Origin of the sequence: Kitasatospora sp. NPDC092286 (genome assembly GCF_044755565.1) — a bacterium.
Classification (GTDB): Bacteria; Actinomycetota; Actinomycetes; order Streptomycetales; family Streptomycetaceae; genus Kitasatospora.
In genome coordinates this window covers 39,020-57,618 of the sequence record NZ_JBIVRD010000018.1, presented here as the reverse complement: position 1 = coordinate 57,618, position 18,599 = coordinate 39,020, and the positions used below count along the sequence as shown (strand labels likewise).

The 18,599-nt window shown below is 71.2% G+C and carries 18 protein-coding genes; 6 read left to right on the top strand and 12 right to left on the bottom strand.

Features of this window, described 5'->3' with window-relative positions; all coding sequences use genetic code 11:
- Positions 1-93 precede the first annotated feature (93 nt).
- Together ACIQIB_RS19975 and ACIQIB_RS19970 are read right to left on the bottom strand one after the other, a co-directional pair.
- Positions 94-1,356, bottom strand: a complete 1,263-nt coding sequence (locus tag ACIQIB_RS19975; protein ID WP_400759373.1) for a hypothetical protein — start codon at positions 1,354-1,356, stop codon at positions 94-96.
- Between the two features lie 200 nt (positions 1,357-1,556).
- Positions 1,557-2,657 carry a chemotaxis protein gene (locus tag ACIQIB_RS19970; protein ID WP_363614399.1) on the bottom strand — a complete coding sequence of 367 codons (1,101 nt, stop codon included), beginning with the start codon at positions 2,655-2,657 and terminating at the stop codon, positions 1,557-1,559.
- 215 nt (positions 2,658-2,872) lie between these two features.
- On the opposite strand from ACIQIB_RS19970, the gene ACIQIB_RS19965 reads away from it, so the two are divergent.
- Complete coding sequence (locus ACIQIB_RS19965) at positions 2,873-3,127, top strand: hypothetical protein (RefSeq protein ID WP_363614401.1); 255 nt, start codon at positions 2,873-2,875, stop codon at positions 3,125-3,127.
- Positions 3,128-3,161: 34 nt separating this feature from the next.
- Here ACIQIB_RS19965 and ACIQIB_RS19960 read toward each other — a convergent pair whose 3' ends face one another.
- The 4 genes from ACIQIB_RS19960 to ACIQIB_RS19945 all read right to left on the bottom strand — a co-directional run bounded on the left by ACIQIB_RS19960 (position 3,162) and on the right by ACIQIB_RS19945 (position 7,328).
- The gene (locus ACIQIB_RS19960; protein WP_400759370.1) at positions 3,162-4,697 is read right to left on the bottom strand and encodes a sigma-70 family RNA polymerase sigma factor; all 1,536 of its coding nucleotides are present in this window, start codon (positions 4,695-4,697) and stop codon (positions 3,162-3,164) included.
- A 150-nt stretch (positions 4,698-4,847) separates the two neighbouring features.
- Positions 4,848-5,843, bottom strand: a complete 996-nt coding sequence (locus ACIQIB_RS19955; protein WP_400759367.1) for a CAP domain-containing protein — start codon at positions 5,841-5,843, stop codon at positions 4,848-4,850.
- Between the two features lie 430 nt (positions 5,844-6,273).
- Positions 6,274-6,441 carry a hypothetical protein gene (locus ACIQIB_RS19950; protein ID WP_400759365.1) on the bottom strand — a complete coding sequence of 56 codons (168 nt, stop codon included), beginning with the start codon at positions 6,439-6,441 and terminating at the stop codon, positions 6,274-6,276.
- A gap of 152 nt (positions 6,442-6,593) precedes the next feature.
- Positions 6,594-7,328: a hypothetical protein gene (locus ACIQIB_RS19945; RefSeq protein ID WP_400759363.1), complete on the bottom strand. Its 735-nt coding sequence runs from the start codon at positions 7,326-7,328 to the stop codon at positions 6,594-6,596.
- Positions 7,329-7,696: 368 nt separating this feature from the next.
- Between ACIQIB_RS19945 and ACIQIB_RS19940 the strand changes: the two genes are divergently transcribed.
- On the top strand, positions 7,697-8,716 hold the full coding sequence (locus ACIQIB_RS19940) for a DUF4158 domain-containing protein (RefSeq protein WP_400759361.1): 1,020 nt from the start codon (positions 7,697-7,699) through the stop codon (positions 8,714-8,716).
- Positions 8,717-8,806: 90 nt separating this feature from the next.
- Here the strand turns inward: ACIQIB_RS19940 and ACIQIB_RS19935 are convergent, their stop codons facing one another.
- On the bottom strand, positions 8,807-10,057 hold the full coding sequence (locus ACIQIB_RS19935) for an MFS transporter (protein ID WP_400652813.1): 1,251 nt from the start codon (positions 10,055-10,057) through the stop codon (positions 8,807-8,809).
- Positions 10,058-10,409: 352 nt separating this feature from the next.
- On the opposite strand from ACIQIB_RS19935, the gene ACIQIB_RS19930 reads away from it, so the two are divergent.
- Positions 10,410-10,994: a recombinase family protein gene (locus ACIQIB_RS19930; protein ID WP_400759483.1), complete on the top strand. Its 585-nt coding sequence runs from the start codon at positions 10,410-10,412 to the stop codon at positions 10,992-10,994.
- Here ACIQIB_RS19930 and ACIQIB_RS19925 read toward each other — a convergent pair.
- Genes ACIQIB_RS19925 through ACIQIB_RS19910 form a run of 4 tightly spaced genes read right to left on the bottom strand, consistent with a single transcriptional unit; the run spans position 10,989 to position 14,554 of the window.
- Positions 10,989-11,540 (bottom strand): YciI family protein, encoded by a 552-nt coding sequence (locus tag ACIQIB_RS19925; protein WP_400759359.1) that lies wholly within the window; start codon positions 11,538-11,540, stop codon positions 10,989-10,991. The two genes, ACIQIB_RS19930 and ACIQIB_RS19925, sit on opposite strands and share 6 nt — an antisense overlap.
- Positions 11,541-11,583: 43 nt before the next feature.
- Complete coding sequence (locus ACIQIB_RS19920; protein WP_400759357.1) at positions 11,584-13,152, bottom strand: hypothetical protein; 1,569 nt, start codon at positions 13,150-13,152, stop codon at positions 11,584-11,586.
- Positions 13,152-13,478, bottom strand: a complete 327-nt coding sequence (locus ACIQIB_RS19915) for a helix-turn-helix domain-containing protein (protein WP_400759354.1) — start codon at positions 13,476-13,478, stop codon at positions 13,152-13,154. The genes ACIQIB_RS19920 and ACIQIB_RS19915 overlap by 1 nt, the downstream gene beginning before the upstream one ends.
- Positions 13,475-14,554, bottom strand: coding sequence for a tyrosine-type recombinase/integrase (locus ACIQIB_RS19910; protein ID WP_400759351.1), 1,080 nt, complete (start codon positions 14,552-14,554; stop codon positions 13,475-13,477). Before ACIQIB_RS19910 ends, ACIQIB_RS19915 begins: the two co-directional genes overlap by 4 nt.
- A 533-nt stretch (positions 14,555-15,087) precedes the next feature.
- On the opposite strand from ACIQIB_RS19910, the gene ACIQIB_RS19905 reads away from it, so the two are divergent.
- The 3 genes from ACIQIB_RS19905 to ACIQIB_RS19895 all read left to right on the top strand — a co-directional run bounded on the left by ACIQIB_RS19905 (position 15,088) and on the right by ACIQIB_RS19895 (position 17,331).
- Positions 15,088-15,273, top strand: coding sequence for a hypothetical protein (locus ACIQIB_RS19905; RefSeq protein WP_400759348.1), 186 nt, complete (start codon positions 15,088-15,090; stop codon positions 15,271-15,273).
- A gap of 90 nt (positions 15,274-15,363) precedes the next feature.
- Positions 15,364-16,704, top strand: coding sequence for an RICIN domain-containing protein (locus ACIQIB_RS19900; RefSeq protein WP_400759347.1), 1,341 nt, complete (start codon positions 15,364-15,366; stop codon positions 16,702-16,704).
- An 87-nt stretch (positions 16,705-16,791) separates the two neighbouring features.
- Complete coding sequence (locus ACIQIB_RS19895; RefSeq protein ID WP_400652812.1) at positions 16,792-17,331, top strand: winged helix-turn-helix domain-containing protein; 540 nt, start codon at positions 16,792-16,794, stop codon at positions 17,329-17,331.
- Between the two features lie 98 nt (positions 17,332-17,429).
- Here ACIQIB_RS19895 and ACIQIB_RS19890 read toward each other — a convergent pair whose 3' ends face one another.
- The gene (locus tag ACIQIB_RS19890) at positions 17,430-18,548 is read right to left on the bottom strand and encodes an NAD(P)/FAD-dependent oxidoreductase (RefSeq protein WP_363612752.1); all 1,119 of its coding nucleotides are present in this window, start codon (positions 18,546-18,548) and stop codon (positions 17,430-17,432) included.
- Positions 18,549-18,599 lie beyond the last annotated feature (51 nt).

The following is an 18,599-nucleotide window of genomic DNA, read 5'->3' as shown; positions in this document are numbered from 1 at the left end:
GCAGCGGACGAGGGACGTCGGCGGCGAGGGTCACCCGGCGACTCCGGCGGACGACGTGTCAGGCGACGTGCCGGCCGACGGAGCGACCCCGGCTCAGGAAGCGGCGCCGGCCACGGCGGCGGCGATCCGGTCGTACAGGGCGGGGAGCTTGAAGTAGGCGCTGTGGCAGTACGGGAACGGCTGCCGACTGGTCACCTCGTGGTCGGTGACCCTGGCATCGCCGGGGAAGACCGGGGCGGCCCGGTAGCCGAGGAGGTCCGCGGGGTCGTAGACGTTCAGCCAGGCGGGGAAGCCGGGCGGCAGGGCGGCGCCGGGCTCAAGGCCGTTGAGCGCGCCGAGTTCGTGCAGGAAGGGGGCCTGCGAGCCGACGGTGACCAGCAGGCGCAGCCCCTCCGGTGCCTCCCGGCGGGCGGCGGCGAGGGCCAGCGAGTCCACCAGGGCGATGCCGCCGAGGCTGTGCCCGATGACGACGGTCGGGCCCGGGGCGGCGGCGATCCGCTCCGCCAGGTAGGCGCGCAGCGGGCCGCCGCGCGCCTGGTAGCGCAGGATGTCGCCGAGCGCGGGGGTGGCGCCGACGGTCAGGGCGCCGCGATGACGGTCCAGCAGCCGCTGGCCGCCGAGGCGCATCCCGAGCTTGCCGAGGACGCCCGCCGTCCGGCCGAGCGGTCCGCGGGCGGCGCCGCCGAGGCGGTCGGCGAGGAGTTCGACCAGCCGGTCGCGCTCCTCGGCGGTGCAGAGCGCCTCGGAGCCGGCGGCGGTGAGCAGTTCGGCCGTGAGCGCGCGGGCGGTGACGGCGGTGAGTTCGGCGGCCGCCGCCGGGTCGGCGGCCTGTTCGCAGGCCCCGGTGAACTCCTCGGCGGCGGCGAGCCGTTGGAGGGCGCCGGGGAGGTGCCGGGCCAGACCGGTGGCGGCCAGGACGGCGGTCAGCTGGTCGGCGGCGGCGGAAACGGCGTCGGCATCGACGGTGTCGGCGGCGAGCGCGGCCAGGTGCTCGCCGACGGCCTGCCCGGGCGTCCGGGTGCCGGGCGCGCCGAACCCGTCGTCCTCGCCGGGCGGTTCGGCCAGGACACGCAGCTCGCAGAGCGGATCGACGAACAGCAGCGTCCAGCCGCCGTCCGCCCGGCCGACCAGCCCCGCGGGCTCGACGGGCTCCGGCCGGCCGCCGCCGGACAGGCCGACGAAGCCCGGGATCGAGGCGCCGCCCGCGCTCAGCGTCGCGCCGTACTCGTCCCCCCAGTAGCAGGGCTCCACCCCGGCGTCCGGGAACCGGGCACCCAGCTCGCGGGCGACCAGCTCGAACAGCGGGTCGTACCCCTCGCGCCGTACCCCGGTGCCGTGCACGAACAGGAATCGCATGCCGCCCCCACCCTCTCCACGCCCCGATCCGTGCAGCACCCTAGCGTCGCCGCGCACGCCCGGCAGCCGGTCCACCGCAATCACCGACGGTCAGCGGCACCGGCGCCGGCCACACCGACCCCGGCCCCACGACGGCGGACATGCCGTCGGCCCCGGTCTGGCAAGGCCGGGGCCGACGGGCGGGGCGGGCGGGGCGTCGGTCAGTACCGCAGGGCGGCGGCGATCCGGCCTCGGCCGGCGAGTTCGTCGGCGGGGACGAAGAGGACCTTGGCCCCCGTGTCCAGCGCCCGTTCGACGATCTCGTCGACCATGTCCTCGCGGACGTCGGGCTCGCCGGCGGGGGCGGGCACCAGGTGGTTGTCGGTCACCCTGACCGGCTCCCAGTAGTCCTCCTCGACCGCCACCACGGCGGCCCGGCCCTCGGCGACGCTCTGCCAGACCTCGTCGATCCCGGCGGCGAGTCCCTTGTCGCTCTGGGCCTGGTCGAGGCGCTTGTGCAGTTCGGCGACGGCCTTCTGCTCCTGCTGGGCGACGGTGGCCCGGACGGCCTCGGCGACGGCGGCGGGCTGGGCGTGGCCGAGGCCGCCCCTGGGCACCTGGGCGGCGGCGCGCTTGGCGGCGGCGCCCACCTCGTCCAGCAGGGCGAGCGCGGCGGCCTCGCCGAGCACGTACAGCGGGCGCGGGTCGGCCTCCAGCAGGGTGGCGAGCGCCGTGTCGGCCTCACGCAGGAACCGGCGGGTCTCCTCGTCGCGGAAGGTGCTGGGCACGTCGCCGATCCGCTCCTTCCGCTCCACGTCCCAGTCCGGCGGGACCTGGTCCAGCGGGAAGCCGTCCGCGGCGTGCTCGACCAGCCGCGGCCCGGCCCCGCTGAACAGGGCGACCCGGTCGGCGGCGACGGTCAGCACCCAGTACGGGGCGCCGGCCGTGTAGGCGGAGACCAGGTTGCGGGTCAGGAAGGTCTCGGAGAGCACCACGCGGGCGGGCACGGTGCGCGGCAGCGACCACACCTGGTGCTCACCGGGCGCTGCGAAGATCACCAGGCCGTCCTCGGCGTGCACCAGGTCGACCTCGGTCAGGGCCCGGTCCAACTGCTCGACCACGTCGATCCGGTCGGCCCGGGAGACCGCCTCGTCGGCGTGCAGCCGGTTCTTCGCCTCGGCGATCAGATTGCGCAGGCGCACCGGGTCCTGGGCGTTGTCCGGCTCGCTGCGGTGGGTGGGCAGCAGAACGGAGACGGCCGGGTAGCGCCGGGGGCGGCGCAGCTCGGCGAGGACGGCTGGCGTGAGCTCGGCTGCGTACATCAGGTGCCCTTCTTGTCGCGGTTGCCTCGATTTGGTCAGTCAATGTGCTGTTTTGTCGGGTTTAATCTCCGACCCTTCCCCATCCCACCGCCGTCCTGTGCTCCGCGCCACCGGAAAGGTGCCCGCGGGCCGCTCGCGCCGGGGTGGCCGGACAAGAACGAGTGGACTCCCGCCGGCACCCGTAACCCGGGTGGCGGAGCATCGTTGGGCGGGGCATGAAGAAGCGCAGCATGCTCGCCGTCGCCTCGCTCGCCGTGGGCGTCGTGGCCTCCCTGACCGCTCCCAGCGCACACGCCAGCGCGATCGGCGGCCAGGGGAATCTGACCGGCCCGCTCCAGCACGGCGGAGCGCTCGACGCGGTGCCGGACGGCCTCCAGGGCCCGGTCGGGGACGCCGGCGGTGTGGTCGGCGAGGGGACGGGCTATGTGACCGGGCAGGCACCCGGTCTGATCCGGCTGATTCCCGCCTGACGCCGGCCCCCGCGCGGCAGGTCCGGCCGCACCCTCAGCCGAGCGCGGTACCGAGGTCCTGGGTCCAGTAGGGGCCACCGGGGCCGGTCGCGACGCCGACGCCGACGTCCTTGAAGCCGCAGTCCAGCATGTTGGACTGGTGAATTCCGCCGTCCATCCAGCGGGAGAAGACGGCGGCGGCCGATCCCGGTCCCCGGTCGAGGTTCTCGCCCCACTGGGACCAGCGGTAACCGGCGGCGGCGAGCCGCGCGTCCGCCCGCGCGCCGTCCGGGTTGACGTGGTCGAAGAAGGCGCGGGTCACCATGTCCTCGGCGTGCTTCTGGGCGGCCGCGTGCAGCTTGGGGTCGATCCGCAGCGGGCCGCAACCGGCCCTGGCGCGCTCGGCGTTGACCAGGTCGACGAGCTGGCGCTCCGGGCTCGGCGGGGCGGTCGGCCTGGCACTGACGGGCGTTGGCGTCGTCGGCGCGGGCTCGGGCGCCCGGGTGGGCAGCGGAGCGGCCGGGGCCGTCACCGGCTCGGCCGTCGTCGGCGGGGTCGGGGGCGTCGTCGTGGGCGGGGTCGGTATCGCCGCCACCGGTGTGTCCGGTGCGCCCGCCGGGGTGGTCGGTTCGGTCGCGGGCGACTCGGGGGCGGCGTGGTGCGGCCAGACCAGCGCGAGGGTCGCCACCGCCAGCACCGCGGCCGCGCCGCCCGCGACCGCCGCCCTCCGCCGGGTGGGACCGCCCCGGCCACCGGGCCCCCCGCTCGGGTCGGCCAGGCCCGCGGCCGCGGTGGGCTGCACCGGAAGGGCGGTCGGCGAACCCGACGGGAAGGGCACCAGGACCAGGCCGGCCAGCAGCCCCTCGGCCGGGAAGAGGTCGCGCCCCAGCCGGTCGCAGGCGGGGCAGGCCCGGATGTGCCGGACGATGCGCTTGCGCCACACCGAACCCGGGGCGCCGTCCCAGCCCGCGGTGAGGTCGGCCAGCTCCGGGCAGCGCGGGTAGGCGGTGAGCGCCCGGACCACCAGGCGCCCCGCCTCCAGTTGCTTCTTCATCCGCTGGATCCGGACGGCCGTGTGCTGCGGCGTCAGGTCGAGCGCCTCGGTGAGTTCGGCGCGGGTGAGTTCGCCGCAGGCCTCCAGCCACCACAGGGCGAGCAGTTCGCGGTCGTCCGGGTCCAGCCAGCGGGTGGCCTCGGCGACCTCCCTGCGCTGGCCGGACAGGCCCAGGCGCAGGATGGTGAGGTCGGTGAAGTCGCCTTCGGGGTCGGGCAGTTCCCAGGTCTCGTCAAGGCCGCCGACGGCCGTCTGCTGCTGGCTCGCGGACCGGCGGCGGACCTGGTTCATGGTGATCGCGACCAGCCAGGACCGGAAGGACTCCGGGTCGCGCAGCCCGTCCAGGCCGTCCAGCGCGCGGATCATGGTCTCCTGCGCGATGTCGTCGACGTCGGCGTGGCCGTTCAGCGCGCGCCCGGCGACGTTGTAGACCAACGGCAGCCAGGTGGCGACCAGCGCCTCCCGGGCCTGCGGGTCGCCCGCCTGGGCCGCGAGCACCAGGGTCGTCCCGGTCCTGTTCTGCACGTCAACGTTCATGGGTCCGCACTCCGTCTTGCCGTTCTTCCGTCCGCCGCTGCCTCCTCGGAGACCTCTGGGGAGTGATCAGATAACAACAATTTGCGCGGATTCGGAAAACGGGGACCCTGCACGGTGCACTGGAGCGGGCGCGCGCGTGAGGCCGGCCGGTCAGGACGGAGCCGCGAAGACCTGCGTCCACCAGGGGCCGCCGGAGCCGGTCCGCACGCCGACGCCGATCTGCTTGAACGCGCAGTTGAGGATGTTGGCGCGGTGGCCCGGGCTGTTCATCCAGGACTCCATCACGGCGGCCGGGTCCTTCTGACCGCGCGCTATGTTCTCGCCCCAGGTGCTCCAGCGGTAACCGGTCGCGTCTATCCGGTGGTCCGCGTGGTAGCCCTCGGGGCTGGCGTGGTCGAAGAAGTTACGCGCCGCCATGTCCTCGCTGTGCCCCTGCGCGGCCGCGGCCAGCCGGGGTTCGGCGGTGAGCGGACCGCAACCCTGCTGGGCGCGCTGGGCGTTGACCAGGTCCACCACCTGCTGGGCGAACTGCGCCGAGGTACCGCTCGCGGGCGCCCCGGCGTTCTTCGGGGCGGCGGACGTCGCCGCGGCGGAGGCGGCCCCGGTGGCCGCGGTGTCCGCGGTCGGCCTGGCGGTGGCGCCCGGGCCGGGCTTGACGGACGCGGACGGGGTCGGCACGGCCGGCGCGGCAGGGGTGGACGGCGGAGTCACGCCGGTAGGGGCCACGGGGCCGGTGGTCGCGGGGCCGGTGGTCGCAGGGGACGCGGACGCGGCCTGCGCCGGGTCGGCGGCGGACGGGGAGCCGGCCGGGCCGGCGAGGAGAGCGGAGTCGACGCCGCCCGCGCCGGGCACCTGGACGCCGTCGTGGTTCCCCGCCTCCGCCGCGATCTGCGGGTCGAGCGCCACCACACGCCGGTCGTCCCGGTCGCCGTCCGCCCCGTCGTACGCCGCGTACCCGGCGCCGGCGAGCGCGGCGATCACCCCGGTACCGGCCACGGCGGCGATCACGGCCACCACCGGACCGACCCCGCTCCGCCGACGGGCCCGCCGCCCACGCCCCCGCCGCACGGCGGCGGCGCGCCGCTCGGCCCGGCCACCGGGGCGCCCGGCCGCCGGGAGAATCGTCGTCCTGTCTTCGCTGTTCACCTGAGCACGCTTCCTGTTCGGGTCGGCGGGTACGGGTGCCGACACCTGGGAGACCTCCCGGCGGCGCGCCGATAACAGAAAGTCCGAACGAATTTCCGATCCCCACCGCACGGGCCCGGCCGCCCGCGCGCGGCACAGCGGCGTCCGGGGCCATCGCGCGGGTGACGGGCGTGGGCCGGGCGGGGTGACCCGGGTGCCCGTGCTCCGGGCCCGGTGGCCGTCGTCCGCGGTGGTCCACGGAACCGGGGGTTGAGACTGGTGAGCTCGCTTGTTCAGGCGTCGTCTGTTCGCAGCCGAGTCCGAATGGAGCTCGCGCTGAGTGATCAACGCGAGCTCGGCGGACGTCGATCGCCATGGCTATCGCTGTCTGGCGCGGACAACGTGCGAAGGCGCCCAGCCATGTCAGAAGGCGCCAAGGAAGCCCTCGCTGTCAGGGGAAGTCCGGGCACTCCTCGGCAAAGCCCTGCGAAACGGGCTGCCACACGCCGTGGTCCTCACGCACGCTCAGTCGATCCGCTTCCTCCGCGGTCTCGATCAGCTGAGCGGTGGTCAAGGGGACGGCCGCCGTGAAGACTCGGGGCATGGTGTCGTTGTCCATGCACCAGCGCAGGAAGGGCTGGGCCGGGCGCCGGGTGGCGTACTGGTCTGCGTGCCAGGCGTCCGAGCCTGGCCACGCGCTATGACAAGCGCGCCTACGTCTTCCACGGCGCGGTCACCGTCGCGTCGATCCGTCTTCGGCTCAGATCGTGATCAGCCGGCTTCTGGAGCGTCGGCCCGCTGTGCCGACTCGGCAGCAACCTGACGCAGCAGCACCGTTGGCGATGCCATGACGGCGTACCAAGTGTTCGCGCTCTCGTCCGTGACCGGAGCCCAGGCAGCGATCACCGGCAGTTCACAGTGGTCACCGGCCTCCAGCGGGGGCAGCGTCCAGGACATGCCGTTGTGGCCGAAGTCCACGCCCCACGTGCTGAACGAGTGGTTGTGCACCTCGTCGATCAGCGCCGCCCATCGTCGGGGCACCTCGCCCGCGTCGGCCGCCCAGCAGATCGCCTCCGCGTCGTCACCCCCGACGGTGAGCCGGGTCTTCTCGTCCTCCACCGTGATCGCGGCCAGTGCCTGCCCCCCGTCGTACCCCGCGTCGGCACCCTCCGGAAGCCGCGCCGACAGCCCCGCCGAGAACTGCACACAGCCGAGCGGAGCAAAGACGTCGATCCGCCAGACCGCCGCACGGCAGTCGGTCAGCGGCCCCCAGGTCTCGGGGTCGAGCTCGGGATCGTACGGGGTCAGCAGCAGCTCTACGCGGGCCGCGGGACGGACCCAGCGGGCGACCGTGCGGCCGCCCGGCAGCTCGAACAGCTCATCGGGCAGCAGCGGAAGGCCCGTGTTCCCAATGGCCGTGGTGAAGGTCAGCGGGCCGAATGGCGTGTCGATAGCCGACTGAACGGCGGCCCGCAGGCGGATGCGCGGGACGGTGGGAAGCAGCATCGCCCCAGGGTAGTGGGCCTTCCCACGGGTTGCGCCAGCCCTGGAGCATCGCTTCGAAGACCTGCTCGCCCGGCCGCAGCATCGGCAGGCCATCGACCAGGTGGAGGCGAGCAGACCCCGGTGCCAGGCCGTCCTCACCCATCGCCATCACTCTCCGTCGATCGCATTGGACGCGAGTTTTTCGCATCAGATGCGAGACGGCGGCGTTTCCCAGCTCAGTCGCCCGACGAGTGAAGGAGCCGCGCCAGGCCGGCGCAGTCGCCACCGTGATCCCATGTACTGCCAACGCAACGTCCCTGGCAGGTCCGATTGTGCGAGCCCAGTGTCGTTGGTGGTGATGTTGGATTCCCTCAGGGGCGGGGTGGGCTGTGACCTCGATCGAGAGGACCGCGTATCCGCGGTTCAAGCGGCTGATCACCGCGCATGAGCTGCATCTGTTCTTCGCGCCGAGCCGTGACGAGGTCGAGTGGGTTGCCGGCCGGACCGACTGCGACGAGCACCTCCTGGCCCAGCTGCTCGCGCTGAAGTCGTACCAGCGCATGGGGTGCTTCCCGAAGCTGGACGAGATCCCGGAGACGGTGGTCGACTTCGTCCGCCGCGCGGTGGACCTGCCAGAGGGCACGGTGCCGAAGGCCGCGAACCGTACGGCGGAGCGGCAGCGAACCGCCGTACGTCAGCGGACGGGCTTGTCGTACGACAAGACGAAGGCCCGGAAGATCGCCGAGGCGGTAATGCGGAGCGAGGCCGTGTCGAAGAACCGCCCGGCGGACCTGATCAACATCGCGCTGGAGAAGGTCGTGGAGGCCGGGCTGGAGCTGCCGGGCTTCACCACGCTGGACGCGCTCGCGGCGAAGGTCCGCACCGAGGTGAACGCCGCGATCTGCATGGGCGTCTACGACCAGCTCAGCGAGGCCCACCGGGAACAACTGCTGGCGCTGCTGTCGGAGAAGGACACTTCCGGCACCACGAAGTACAACAGGCTGAAGCAGTCAGCGAAGGCCCTGGAGCAGGAGATCAAGGCCCGGATGCCGGAGCGCTCCCTGCTCGGGATCATCTCCCGCACGGCGTACTGGGTGGAGTGGTGGCGTCGCTTCGGCCCCGCCTCGGGCAACGAGCCGAAGCTCAAAGACCCCTTCGGCCGGTACGTGATCACCACCTTCGTGAAGGGCACCGACATGGGCCCCTACGAGGCTGCCCGGCACACCCCCGGCGTGCGCGGGCACGAGCTGTCGCTGGCCGCGAACGAGCACGTCCGCCGCTTCGGCGAGTACTCCACCCATGAGCTCGGCCTCGTGCCCGAGGCGTACGACCCGCATCTGGACGTCGACTTCAGCCCGCTGCGCGGTGACGCCCCGCCCGCGCCGGACGGCTACGGTCAGGCGGCCTGATCACCCATGTCATGTCGCTACTCCAGCGGCCACGCGATGCACACGCACTGTTCCATGCCACGCGGAAGGCTCCTGGCACCTACTCCCTGGTCATCTCGTCGCTTCCGCAGCAACGCCCGGCTGCGGCCGGGTCCGCATACCCCAGCGGGCAAGAGATGGGCCAGCAGCACCCAGCATTGCGAAGAACAACGCCAGCAGCAGCCAGCCCGCCGTACCGAGGCCTAGCACCACCGTGGTGAGGATCGCAGGGGCAAGAGCCTGGCCCGCGTTGAAGCCGAGGCCGAGGACACCTTGGTACTGGCCCTGGGCATGGTCGGGGGCAAGACCGAAACCCAGGGCGAAGCACGCCGAGGACTCCCAGACCTCTCCCAGGCTATGGACGAAGATCGCCGCCAGGACCAGTCCTGCTGCCGCCCAGACAGGGGCGTACGCCGCCAGCGCCATCATCGGACAGCTGACGAGGAAGAGCAGCCCCGCAGTGCGAAACGCCCTGCCGCCGTCGTACGGGGTCTCGATACGGGAGCCGATCTTGGTCTGCATCAGTACGCAGAAGGCGGAATTGACTGCGAACAGCGCGGCCACCGTCCAACGCGGCGTTTCGGTGTGCTCGGAGATCCAGATCGGCAGGAGCAGGGAGACCACCGGGTACTGCAGTCCCATGGCCCCGTAGAGGGCGGTGAACGTCAGGAACGGACGGTCCGCGAAGACGAGCCAGCGCCGCTGCCGCGGTGGCGCTGCCAGCACCGGATAGCGGGGCAGCAGAAGCAGAAGCACCGCACACAGGGCGAAGCTCGCCGCGTTGCCGAGAATCAGCGTGACATAGGCGCCGCGGGTGTCCGCGGCCAGCGCCAGCCCGGCACCCGCCGTTCCCAGGACGACGCCCAGGTTGACGAAGGTGCGCAGCTTCGCCCGGAACATGGCCGGTCGCTCACCCCCGACCCGGGCCACCAGAGCCCCCCACGCCGCCCCTCCGGCCGCCGCGGCGATCTGGTCGACCGTCGCGATGATCGTGAGCGCGGCCCAGCTCTCGACGAGGACGAGGGCCGCCATCGATACCGCCTGGACCGCGAGGGCCAGCATCATGATCACGCGTGCGCCGCGCCGGTCGGCGAGATGACCCCCAGGTATCCCCGCGCACAAGCCGATCACTCCGGCGATGGTGAGCGCGGCGCCGACCTGCACCGCAGGCAGGCCCACGACCAAGGTGAAATAGAGCGCCGACGCCGCGTTGAACAGACCATTGCCGACCCGGTTGACGAAACTGGCGGCGACCAGCACGCGCTCCGGCCCACTGCCCCCCGCCATCCGGCCTATTCGACCTGCCAAACCGCCCTTGATCATGGACCGCAGGCTAACAGCACCGCAGAACCCGCCGCAGTCGTACGAAGAAGATCGCGTGCCCCAACGGCGACGCAGGCCCCGACGCGTGTTCCATCCCCTGAAGGCCGGTGTCGGCAAACGAACGAATGACGACTGGCGCGCCGGGCGTCCAATGAACCCAGACTTTCCGGGACCCGACGGCGGCGCCGATCCAATCAGATCCGATGGCGGATGATGACAGGGTTTGCTGACAGCTGGGGTCGAATGCGACCACCGAGAGCGGGGAGCGGCATGGCCAACCTGGTCTACAAACGGGTGTCGACGGACCAGCAGTCGACCGACCGGCAAAACCTCGTCCTAACCGAAGGCCGGGATCGAAGACCCGGTCGTCCTCGAGGAACAGGCCGGCACCTCCAGCCGCCTCCACCCCCTTGAGCGGCCGAAGTTCGGCGAACTGCTCGCCTACGCCCGGCCGGGCGACACCGTGCACATCTCCGAGATGTTCCGCCTCGTACGCGGCACCGGGCACATCCTCGACGTGCTCGACGTCCTCCACCGCGACCAAGTCGCGCTGCGCATCCACGACGGCGCGTTCTCCGCCATGGACCCCAGCTCCTCATCCGCTGCCAGTCCCTCGACGGCACCCCGGGCGCCCCAGCGATCCCAGCTCAGCGCAAGGCGCGCCGCGAGTACGAGAACCGCGTCGCCGCCCTCGCGAGCAACACCCTGTAGCGAGTCCTCCGGTCTGCAAGATCATCCCTTGGCGGGTTTCCGGCGTATCTGGGTCATGCCCCGAGATCCCCGTGGGTTCAGGGAAACCGAAGGTCCTTCAGCGCGAACCCACGGGTCCACCGGTGTGCGTCAGGCCGACGGACCCGTGGGTTCGGATGAAACACGAGGATGGAGCGATCCGAAGGGCTTCCGGTGTGACGTCGGTCTGGACATCCTCGGGTTATGACGGCCGCCCGCCGAACTGCCAGTTGTGCACCTCGATGTCGGCGTATCGGTCCCGGGTCAGGATGGTTCCTGCGGTATCCGGGTCCGGCGCCCGGAGCAACGCTGCCGTGCCCAGCCAGGCGGTGCCGTCGTCGGACAACAGCGGCCCGTAGGCGATCAGCTCGTCCCGGTCGGTCGGCACGGCGAGGTCAGCGGCCTGCCCTGTGCCGAGGCCGAGCACCAAGTACCGGTTGCCACCAGTCCGGCCGCCGGGGAAGTCCCACATGGTGCGCCCCAGCGTGTTGCTCCACCGCCGCAGCAGCACGTCCCGGTAGACGCCGGCCTGGTATCCCGGCTCGGTGAAGGCGAACGCGCGGGCAGTGACGGGATCAGGCAGGTCGATGATGTGCACGCTGCCGGTGGGAGCGTCGCCGTCACTGGTGAGGGTCGGGCCCCGGGCGATCAGCTCCTTCGCGTACCGGTCCATGTAGGACCAATGCTGTTCCCGCAGTTCGTTGCGCAACGCTACGGAGCCGGGCCGGTCGCGGTGGTAACAGAAGAACTCCATGCCCGTAGGGTCTCTTCAAGAAGGTAGCCAGGTCGAGCGGGTTTCACTGCGCTGACTGCTCGGCAGCTTCACCCAGGAGCATGCGTGCCGACTCCGCGTAGCGGATGGCTGTCTTCTCGGCCAGGCCGAAGACCTCGGCGAGGTGGAGCGGGTCGGGGCCATGGACGAGGGCTTCTTCGAGCTGGCGGTCGACACGGAGCCGTTCCAGGGTGGCGGTCTGGCCGCGAAGCGCGGCGGAGACGGAGACGCCGCTGATGGGGCCGGTCTCCAACGCGGTCTGCTTGTTGATCAGCAGGTGCGGGTTGGCGGTGTCGGGCCAGCGTCGTCGCCGGTGCTCCAGCCAGGCGAGGGCGGCCTGCAGGGTGAGCTCGTCCAGGGGCCGGACGCGGCCGTCGATGACGAGTCGGCGGTTGCCGATGTCGAGGTCGTCGAGCTGGAGGCGACGGATCGCACCGGGCCGGGCGGCGTGGATAGCCGCGAGCGCGAGGATCAACCGGTCGGCCGGGCGGGTCACCGCGGCGACGGAGGACCGGACGTCCTCGGATTCCAGGGGCTGGATGACGCCGCTCTCCTGCTGACCGACCCGGATGCGGCTGGTCGGGTTCTTGAAGATCGTGCCGCTCTTCTTCGCCCGGGCGAACAGGGACCGCAGGGCGACCAGGGTGTGCCTGCGCTGCGAGCCGTGGACGGTGGCCAGGTGGGCGAGGACGTCGTCGCGGGTGACCTCGCGCAGGTGGTCATAGCGGTTCGACCACTCCAGAAGCACCGGCCGCAGCCGGTTGAGGTAGCCCCAGACGGTTGCCACGTCCCGTGGCTGGGACCGCGGGCCGCCGTCGTGCAGGAGCCGGGCCCAGTCCTGGACATCCCGCCGGATGCCGGCCGCGAGGCCGTCGAGCTTGGACTCCAGCCAGCGGTCGAAGGAGGACGGCCGGTCGTCAAGGAAGACGCCGATGAGGCCGAGCACTTCCGCCGTGCGTTCGACGCTGAGTCCACGAGACCGCAGCGCCGGGAACATCTCGGAGTGCCGGACGACGTCGCCGCCGGTGTGACCGGACAGCACGATGACCAGGGCCCGGTCGACGTCCAGGCGGACGCGTCGGGGCCAGCCGTGGGCCTCGCCCAGGCGGTGGGCGGCATGCCGGGCCCAGGCCAGCCAGAGGTTGTCGAGCCGTGCGTGTTCCCGGCGGTCGAAGCGGGTGAAGTCGCGGCGGGCCTCGAACAGAGCTGGTTGGACCCAGCCGCAGGCCGGCGGACGTGCCGGGGCCGGGTCGGGAAGCCGCGGCCGTCCCCGGCGCTTGCCGCGCGGAGGGCCCGGACACCGAGGGCGGTGGAGGTTGGTCAGGAACAGCTGGTGATGCCGTACCTTCTCCAAGTACGGTTGCAACGCGGTGACTTGACCTTTGGCGTCCTGACTCGCCTGGTGCCAGCACAGGCGGCAGTAGCCCTTCTTCAGCCGCACCACCCGGTGGCAGCCGCTGCACTCGGTGGGCTCCTCCGTGCGGCGGAAGCTCTGGCACGCACTGCACGCGCGGCCGGGCAGCACGCCCCAGCCGAAGCAGTCCGGGCAGCTGGTCGGCGGCCTGCACTTGCCGGCCGGCAGAACGTAGGCCATTACATCGGGGGGAGCGAGCGCCCGTCACGGCGACGGGGCACCACCGCCGGCCCCGCCGCCGCGGCGACAGTAACTTGCCCGGTCTCCTGCTGCCCGGGACGGGAGACCTTTGCCGGCTCGGGGATCAGTAGGTCGCCGATCTCGCAGCCGAGCACGACGCAGATGACGTCCAGGTCCTCCAGCTTGAGGGAGACCGGCTGGCCGGACCACAGGCCGGACATCTTCCCGGCCGAGATGACCAGCCCGTGCTCGGCCAGGCTCCGCTGCAGCTCGGACGCCTTCCAGATGCCCTTGTTGGCGGCGGTCAGCCGCAGGTTCCACTTCATCCCATCAGTCCTTCCAGCCGCTTCGCGGCCCGCTGCTGCCCGGCGGCCCAAGCGTCTTCCACCCTGGTCTGCTGGACGTGGACGTATCGCATCGTCGTGGCGATCCAGGAATGTCCCAAAACCTCCTGAATTGCAACCAGGTCCAGACCGCCCGAGTAGAGCTCGGACGCGCAGAAGTGCCGCAGGACATGTGGCGTCAACTTCTCGGTCCAGCCTGGCAGATGAGCCTCAACGGCTGCGGCAAGACCGTTCCGAACGGCGTCGTCGCCGACCCGGCGCGACGACCCGTCGGTGTTCTTGCGCTCGGAGGGAAACAGCGGGGCGCCGGGGCGGGTGTGGTCGTCGTCGAACTGGCCCCAGACGTCCTCGATGAACCACCGCAGTGTCCGGTCCGCGCCGTTGATCAGCGGCACCATCCGCTCGCGCGGCCCCGAGCCGCGGGCGCCCTTGCCGAGGCGAACATGGAGCTTGCCGAACCGGCCCAGGTGCCACTTGATGTCGTCCAGGTCGAGCCCGCACGCCTCGCTCACCCGCAGTCCGACCTGCGACATCAGCTTCGCGGCGGTGTAGTTCCTCGCGGTCGGGGCGAACTTGCGGCAGGTCGCCAGATCGCCGCCCCAGCCGGTGAACAGCCGGCCGACCTCCGGCGCGGTCGGCGGGATCCGCAGCTGGGCGTCCTTGGAGCCGCGCGGGCGGTTCATCTCGTCGATCGGGCACTCGACCACACGCCCCGTCATCCGGTGGATCTCGACCTTGTGCCGCAGCTCCAGGAACAGGAAGTACGTGCTCAGCGCCTGCGAGCGGGCCAGGCGGGTGCCGCTGGGCGAGCCCCGCAGCACCCGCCCGAAATAGGTATCCGCGTCGGCCGGCTCCATGTCCCACAACGGGCGGCCGAACCACGTCCTCACCTGCTCCAGGTGCCCGACGTCCCCGCGGATCGTGCCATCCGTCAGCCCCGCCGAGGCCCGCGCCAGCACGAACCCAGCCAACACGTCCGTCTCGAACCGCTCCAGCTCCTCCGCCGAGACCGGATCCCGGTACTCGCGCAGGTCCCGCACCACCGCCAGCGCCGACAACCCGCGCCTCCTCGCCTTCGACCGGACCGCAGATCGGTCGCACGAGCTGAGAACGCTTCAGGAATCCCGAAGTTACGTCACCTCCGGGTAGAACACCCGAAGGAGGAAGGAGCCCCTGGCCACGGCCTCGGGACCTCAGCGGGACTCAGGAGAACTCACGGGATGTCGCACAAGAGACCCTGACCCACGGGCCCGACCCGCTCCACCTCGCCGAGGTCCTCGGGCTCGACGAGAAGACCGCGATGCGTTACGCGGACTCCGCACGAGCCCTGCTAGAACAGGCCGCTGAACAGCACCTTCGGTGAAATCTGCTCGACCAGGACGCACCGTGTAGGGGTACATCTCGGGTTCGAGAGAGAGTCCACGACGAGTGGGCAAATGAGAAAAGGGCCCTCGGCCTCCCTTCGCGGGAGGCCGAGGGCCCTTTTCGTCATTTCGGGGCCAGCCAGTCCGGGGCCCAACTCGCCGTCCGCCGGCGGCGTTCGCTACTCGTCCCGCGCTTCCAGCTGGTACCCGATGCCCAGGACTGGCGGGTGTCCGTCCGCCGCGCCACCTACTGGGCCCTCTCCCAGTCCCGCCTCTCGGAGTTCGTCACGGAGACCGGTTTCGAGGCGCCCACCTGGCACGCTCCGGAGGCATCCGGCTTCTTCCAGCCCCTGCTGACGGCCGGAGCTCCGGGTCCGGCGCGGCTCGGCATGCGTCCGTTTAATGAACGTTGATCTCCGCTTTGCATGCTCTTCGAGTCCTTGCCGCCCACGCCGCACCCGCGGCGAAACGGGGCGGACGAGGGGGACAAGGAGTCGCATCACATGCAGACGATTGCAAGAGGCCGACGGCAGGGGCTGCCGGCCGTGGCCTGGGCGATGGTGGCGTTCCTGCTCGCCTTCGGGGCCGTACTGGCTCCCACGCCCGCCCAGGCCGCTCCGCCGGACGGCTGGAACAACCGCCATCTCGACGAGATCACTCTGCTGGGCAGCCACAACGGATTCTCCAACAGCGCCGACGGCGTCAACTTCGCGCAGAACCAGAGCTACTCCCTGCGCGACCAGCTGAACAGCCTGAACGTACGGGCGACGGAGCTCGACATCTGGGGTACCGGCAACGGGGTGTGGGTCGAGCACGGAGCCCCCGACTTGACCGGGGGCAAGCGGCTGTTCCTGCACATGCAGACCATCGTGGACTTCCTCCGCAACAATCCCCACGAGATCTTCGTCCTCACCTTCGAGGACTACACCGACACCGCTCAGCTCCAGCGGGAGTTCGATCTGGTGCCGGGCCTGCAGGACCTGGCGTTCAACCCCAACGCGTGGGACGTCTGGAACAAGGGCTGGCCCAGGGTCGAGGACATGGTGAACACGAACAAGCGCCTGCTGATGCTGTCGGGGAGGTACGACAAGCAGGATCTGAACGTCTTCCCCATGAAGGAGTGGACCGTACAGAACCACTACGACGACGGCGTCGGCGCCTGCAACGACCGCAAGGGCGACGGGATCTCCACCCAGCTGGGAAAGGCGACCTGGGCCAATGGTGACGGCCCCAACAGCCATGCCAACACCAACGCCCGCGCGTTCCAGAAGCTGTTCTTCAACAACAACTTCTCCGCGCGTTCGTACGACGACTTCTACCGCTCGGTGAAGGCGTGCGAGCCGAAGACGCTCGGCCGGATGCCGAACATGATCTCGACGGACTGGATCGGCTACAGCAACCGCGATGCCGAGCGGTTCGTCAACGACACCAACCGGGCGGTCGGCTGGAACGTCGGGAGCACCAACCTGTGCCTCGACGTCGAGGGCGGACGTACCGAGGACCGCACCCCCGTCCAGTTGTACGGGTGCAACTGGTCCAACTCGCAGGCATGGCGGCGCGTGCCCATCGACGACGCCCTGGACGGGTTCGAGCTCCGTGCCCTGGGCCAGTGCCTCGACGTGGCGGGCGGCATCGCGGCCAAGGGCACCAAGATCCAGACCTACGGCTGCAACGGCACGGTCGCGCAGCGCTGGGTCCACGAGGGCACCGGCAACAGGCTGCGCAACCTGGGGACGAACATGTGCCTGGACGTCACCAATGTGATCATCGCGTCAGGGACGAAGCTGCAGCTCTGGGACTGCAACGGCAGCCCCTCGCAGTACTTCGACTGGCGCATGGTCTGACCTCGTCGGACCGCTACTGAACCTGAAAGCGTGATGTCGGGGCGGTTCGCCTGACAGCTGTCGGGTGGGTCCGGTAGCCCTGAGCCTGTGAGATACGCGCAGGGCGGCGGGTTGACCGACACCGAGAGGGCCGCGCGGGAGCGGATCCGGCTGCAGGCCATGGAACGCTTCGAGGGCGGGGAGAAGAACCGGGAGATCGCCACCGCGCTGCGGGTGAGCGAGCGGTCGGTGGAGAGATGGCGCCGGCAGTGGCGTGAGCGCGGCGAGGCCGGGGTCCTCTCGAAGGGCTCACCCGGTCGCCCGAGGCTCGGCGAGAAGCAAATCGCCAGACTGGAGCACGAGTTGGAGCGAGGTCCGCTCGCCCATGGCTGGGAGGACCAGCGGTGGACGCTCGCGCGGGTGAAGACGCTGATCGGCCGGCTGTTCCACGTCGGCTATACCGTCGAGGGGACCTGGGCACTGCTCAAGCGCCACGGCTGGTCCTGGCAGCAGCCGACCCGCCGGGCCATCGAACGGGACGACCAGGCGGTCGAGTTGTGGAAGAAGGAGGTGTGGCCCCGGGTAAAAGCGCCGCGGCGGCTCGGGGAGCCTGGCTCGTCTTCGAGGACGAAGCCGGGCAGACCATGAGACCGCCGCGCGCCAGGACCTGGGGCCGCATCGGGTGCACGCCGGTGGTCCGTGAAGCCGTGGCGAGCTGTCAGTGCTGGTGCTCTCGCGCTTGGCGGTCAGGATGGCTGGACTTGGTCGAAGAGGGCGAGGGCTTCGGCGGGGTCCGGGCTCACGAGGCGTTCCAGCCCGGCCATCGTGATCTTCGCCCACCTGCCGGCCCGTGCCCACATCTGTTCCTCGAAGGCACGGACGGCCTCGTCCAGATCTCCAGGGCCGGTGGCGATGGACTCGGCGAGTTCGGCGCCTTCCAGCATCGCGAGGTTCGCGCCCGCCCCCAACGGGGGCATCAGATGGGCGGCGTCGCCCAGTAGCGTCACCCCGGAGACGTGGGTCCAGGTGTGGGACACGGGCAGGACGTAGAGGGGGCGGTGGACGAAAGCGGTGCCGTGGCGGAGGAGGTCGAGGACGGGAGCGGCCCAGCCGTCGAACAGAGCCAGCAGACTCGATCGCACGGCCTCGACGTCGGCCAGGTCCAGGTTCGTGTGCCAGTCCAGCGGCGCGCGGAACTGGGCGTACACCTTGACGTGGCCGCCGCTGTTGCGCTGGGCGACGAGAGCTCGGTTCACGCCGTACACAGCCACGGAGCCGTCGCCGATCAACCGGGCGAGGTCGGGGTGGCGGGTGTCGACGTCGTCGAGGGAGGTCTCGACCGAGGTGACGCCGGTGTAGTGCGGCGTCACCGACGAGACTGCCGGGCGGATCCGGGACCAGGCGCCGTCCGCGCCGACCACGAGGTCGAACGTCTCCTGGCGCCCGTCCGCGAAATGGACCAGTACGCCATCCCGGGTCCCCGGCACCACCTGCGTCACGCCCCGCCCCCACCGGACGTCGAGAGGGCCGAGCAGCAGGTCACGGAGTTGCCCGCGGTCGATCTCGGGATTGGCCCGGTCATCTGAACGGGGTCGCCAGTCGCGCAGGACGGTCCCGTCCGGGTCCAGGATGCGCATGGCCTGCCCCTCGGGACGAGACAGCGCCCGGAATTCCGCCAGCAGCCCCGCCTTGTCCAGCGCGAGCTGGCCCAGCCCTTCGTGCAGGTCCAGTGTGCCGCCCGGGGGGCGGGCGTCGGGGGCGGGATCGCGTTCGAGGACGGCGACGGGGTAGTCATGGCGGTGCAGGACACGGGCGAAGGCAAGGCCGGCAGGGCCGCTCCCGACCACAGCGATACGATGTCTCATGTCGATACACTGTATTTCCCCATGACGACGCATCGCAACAGAACGGCGTGA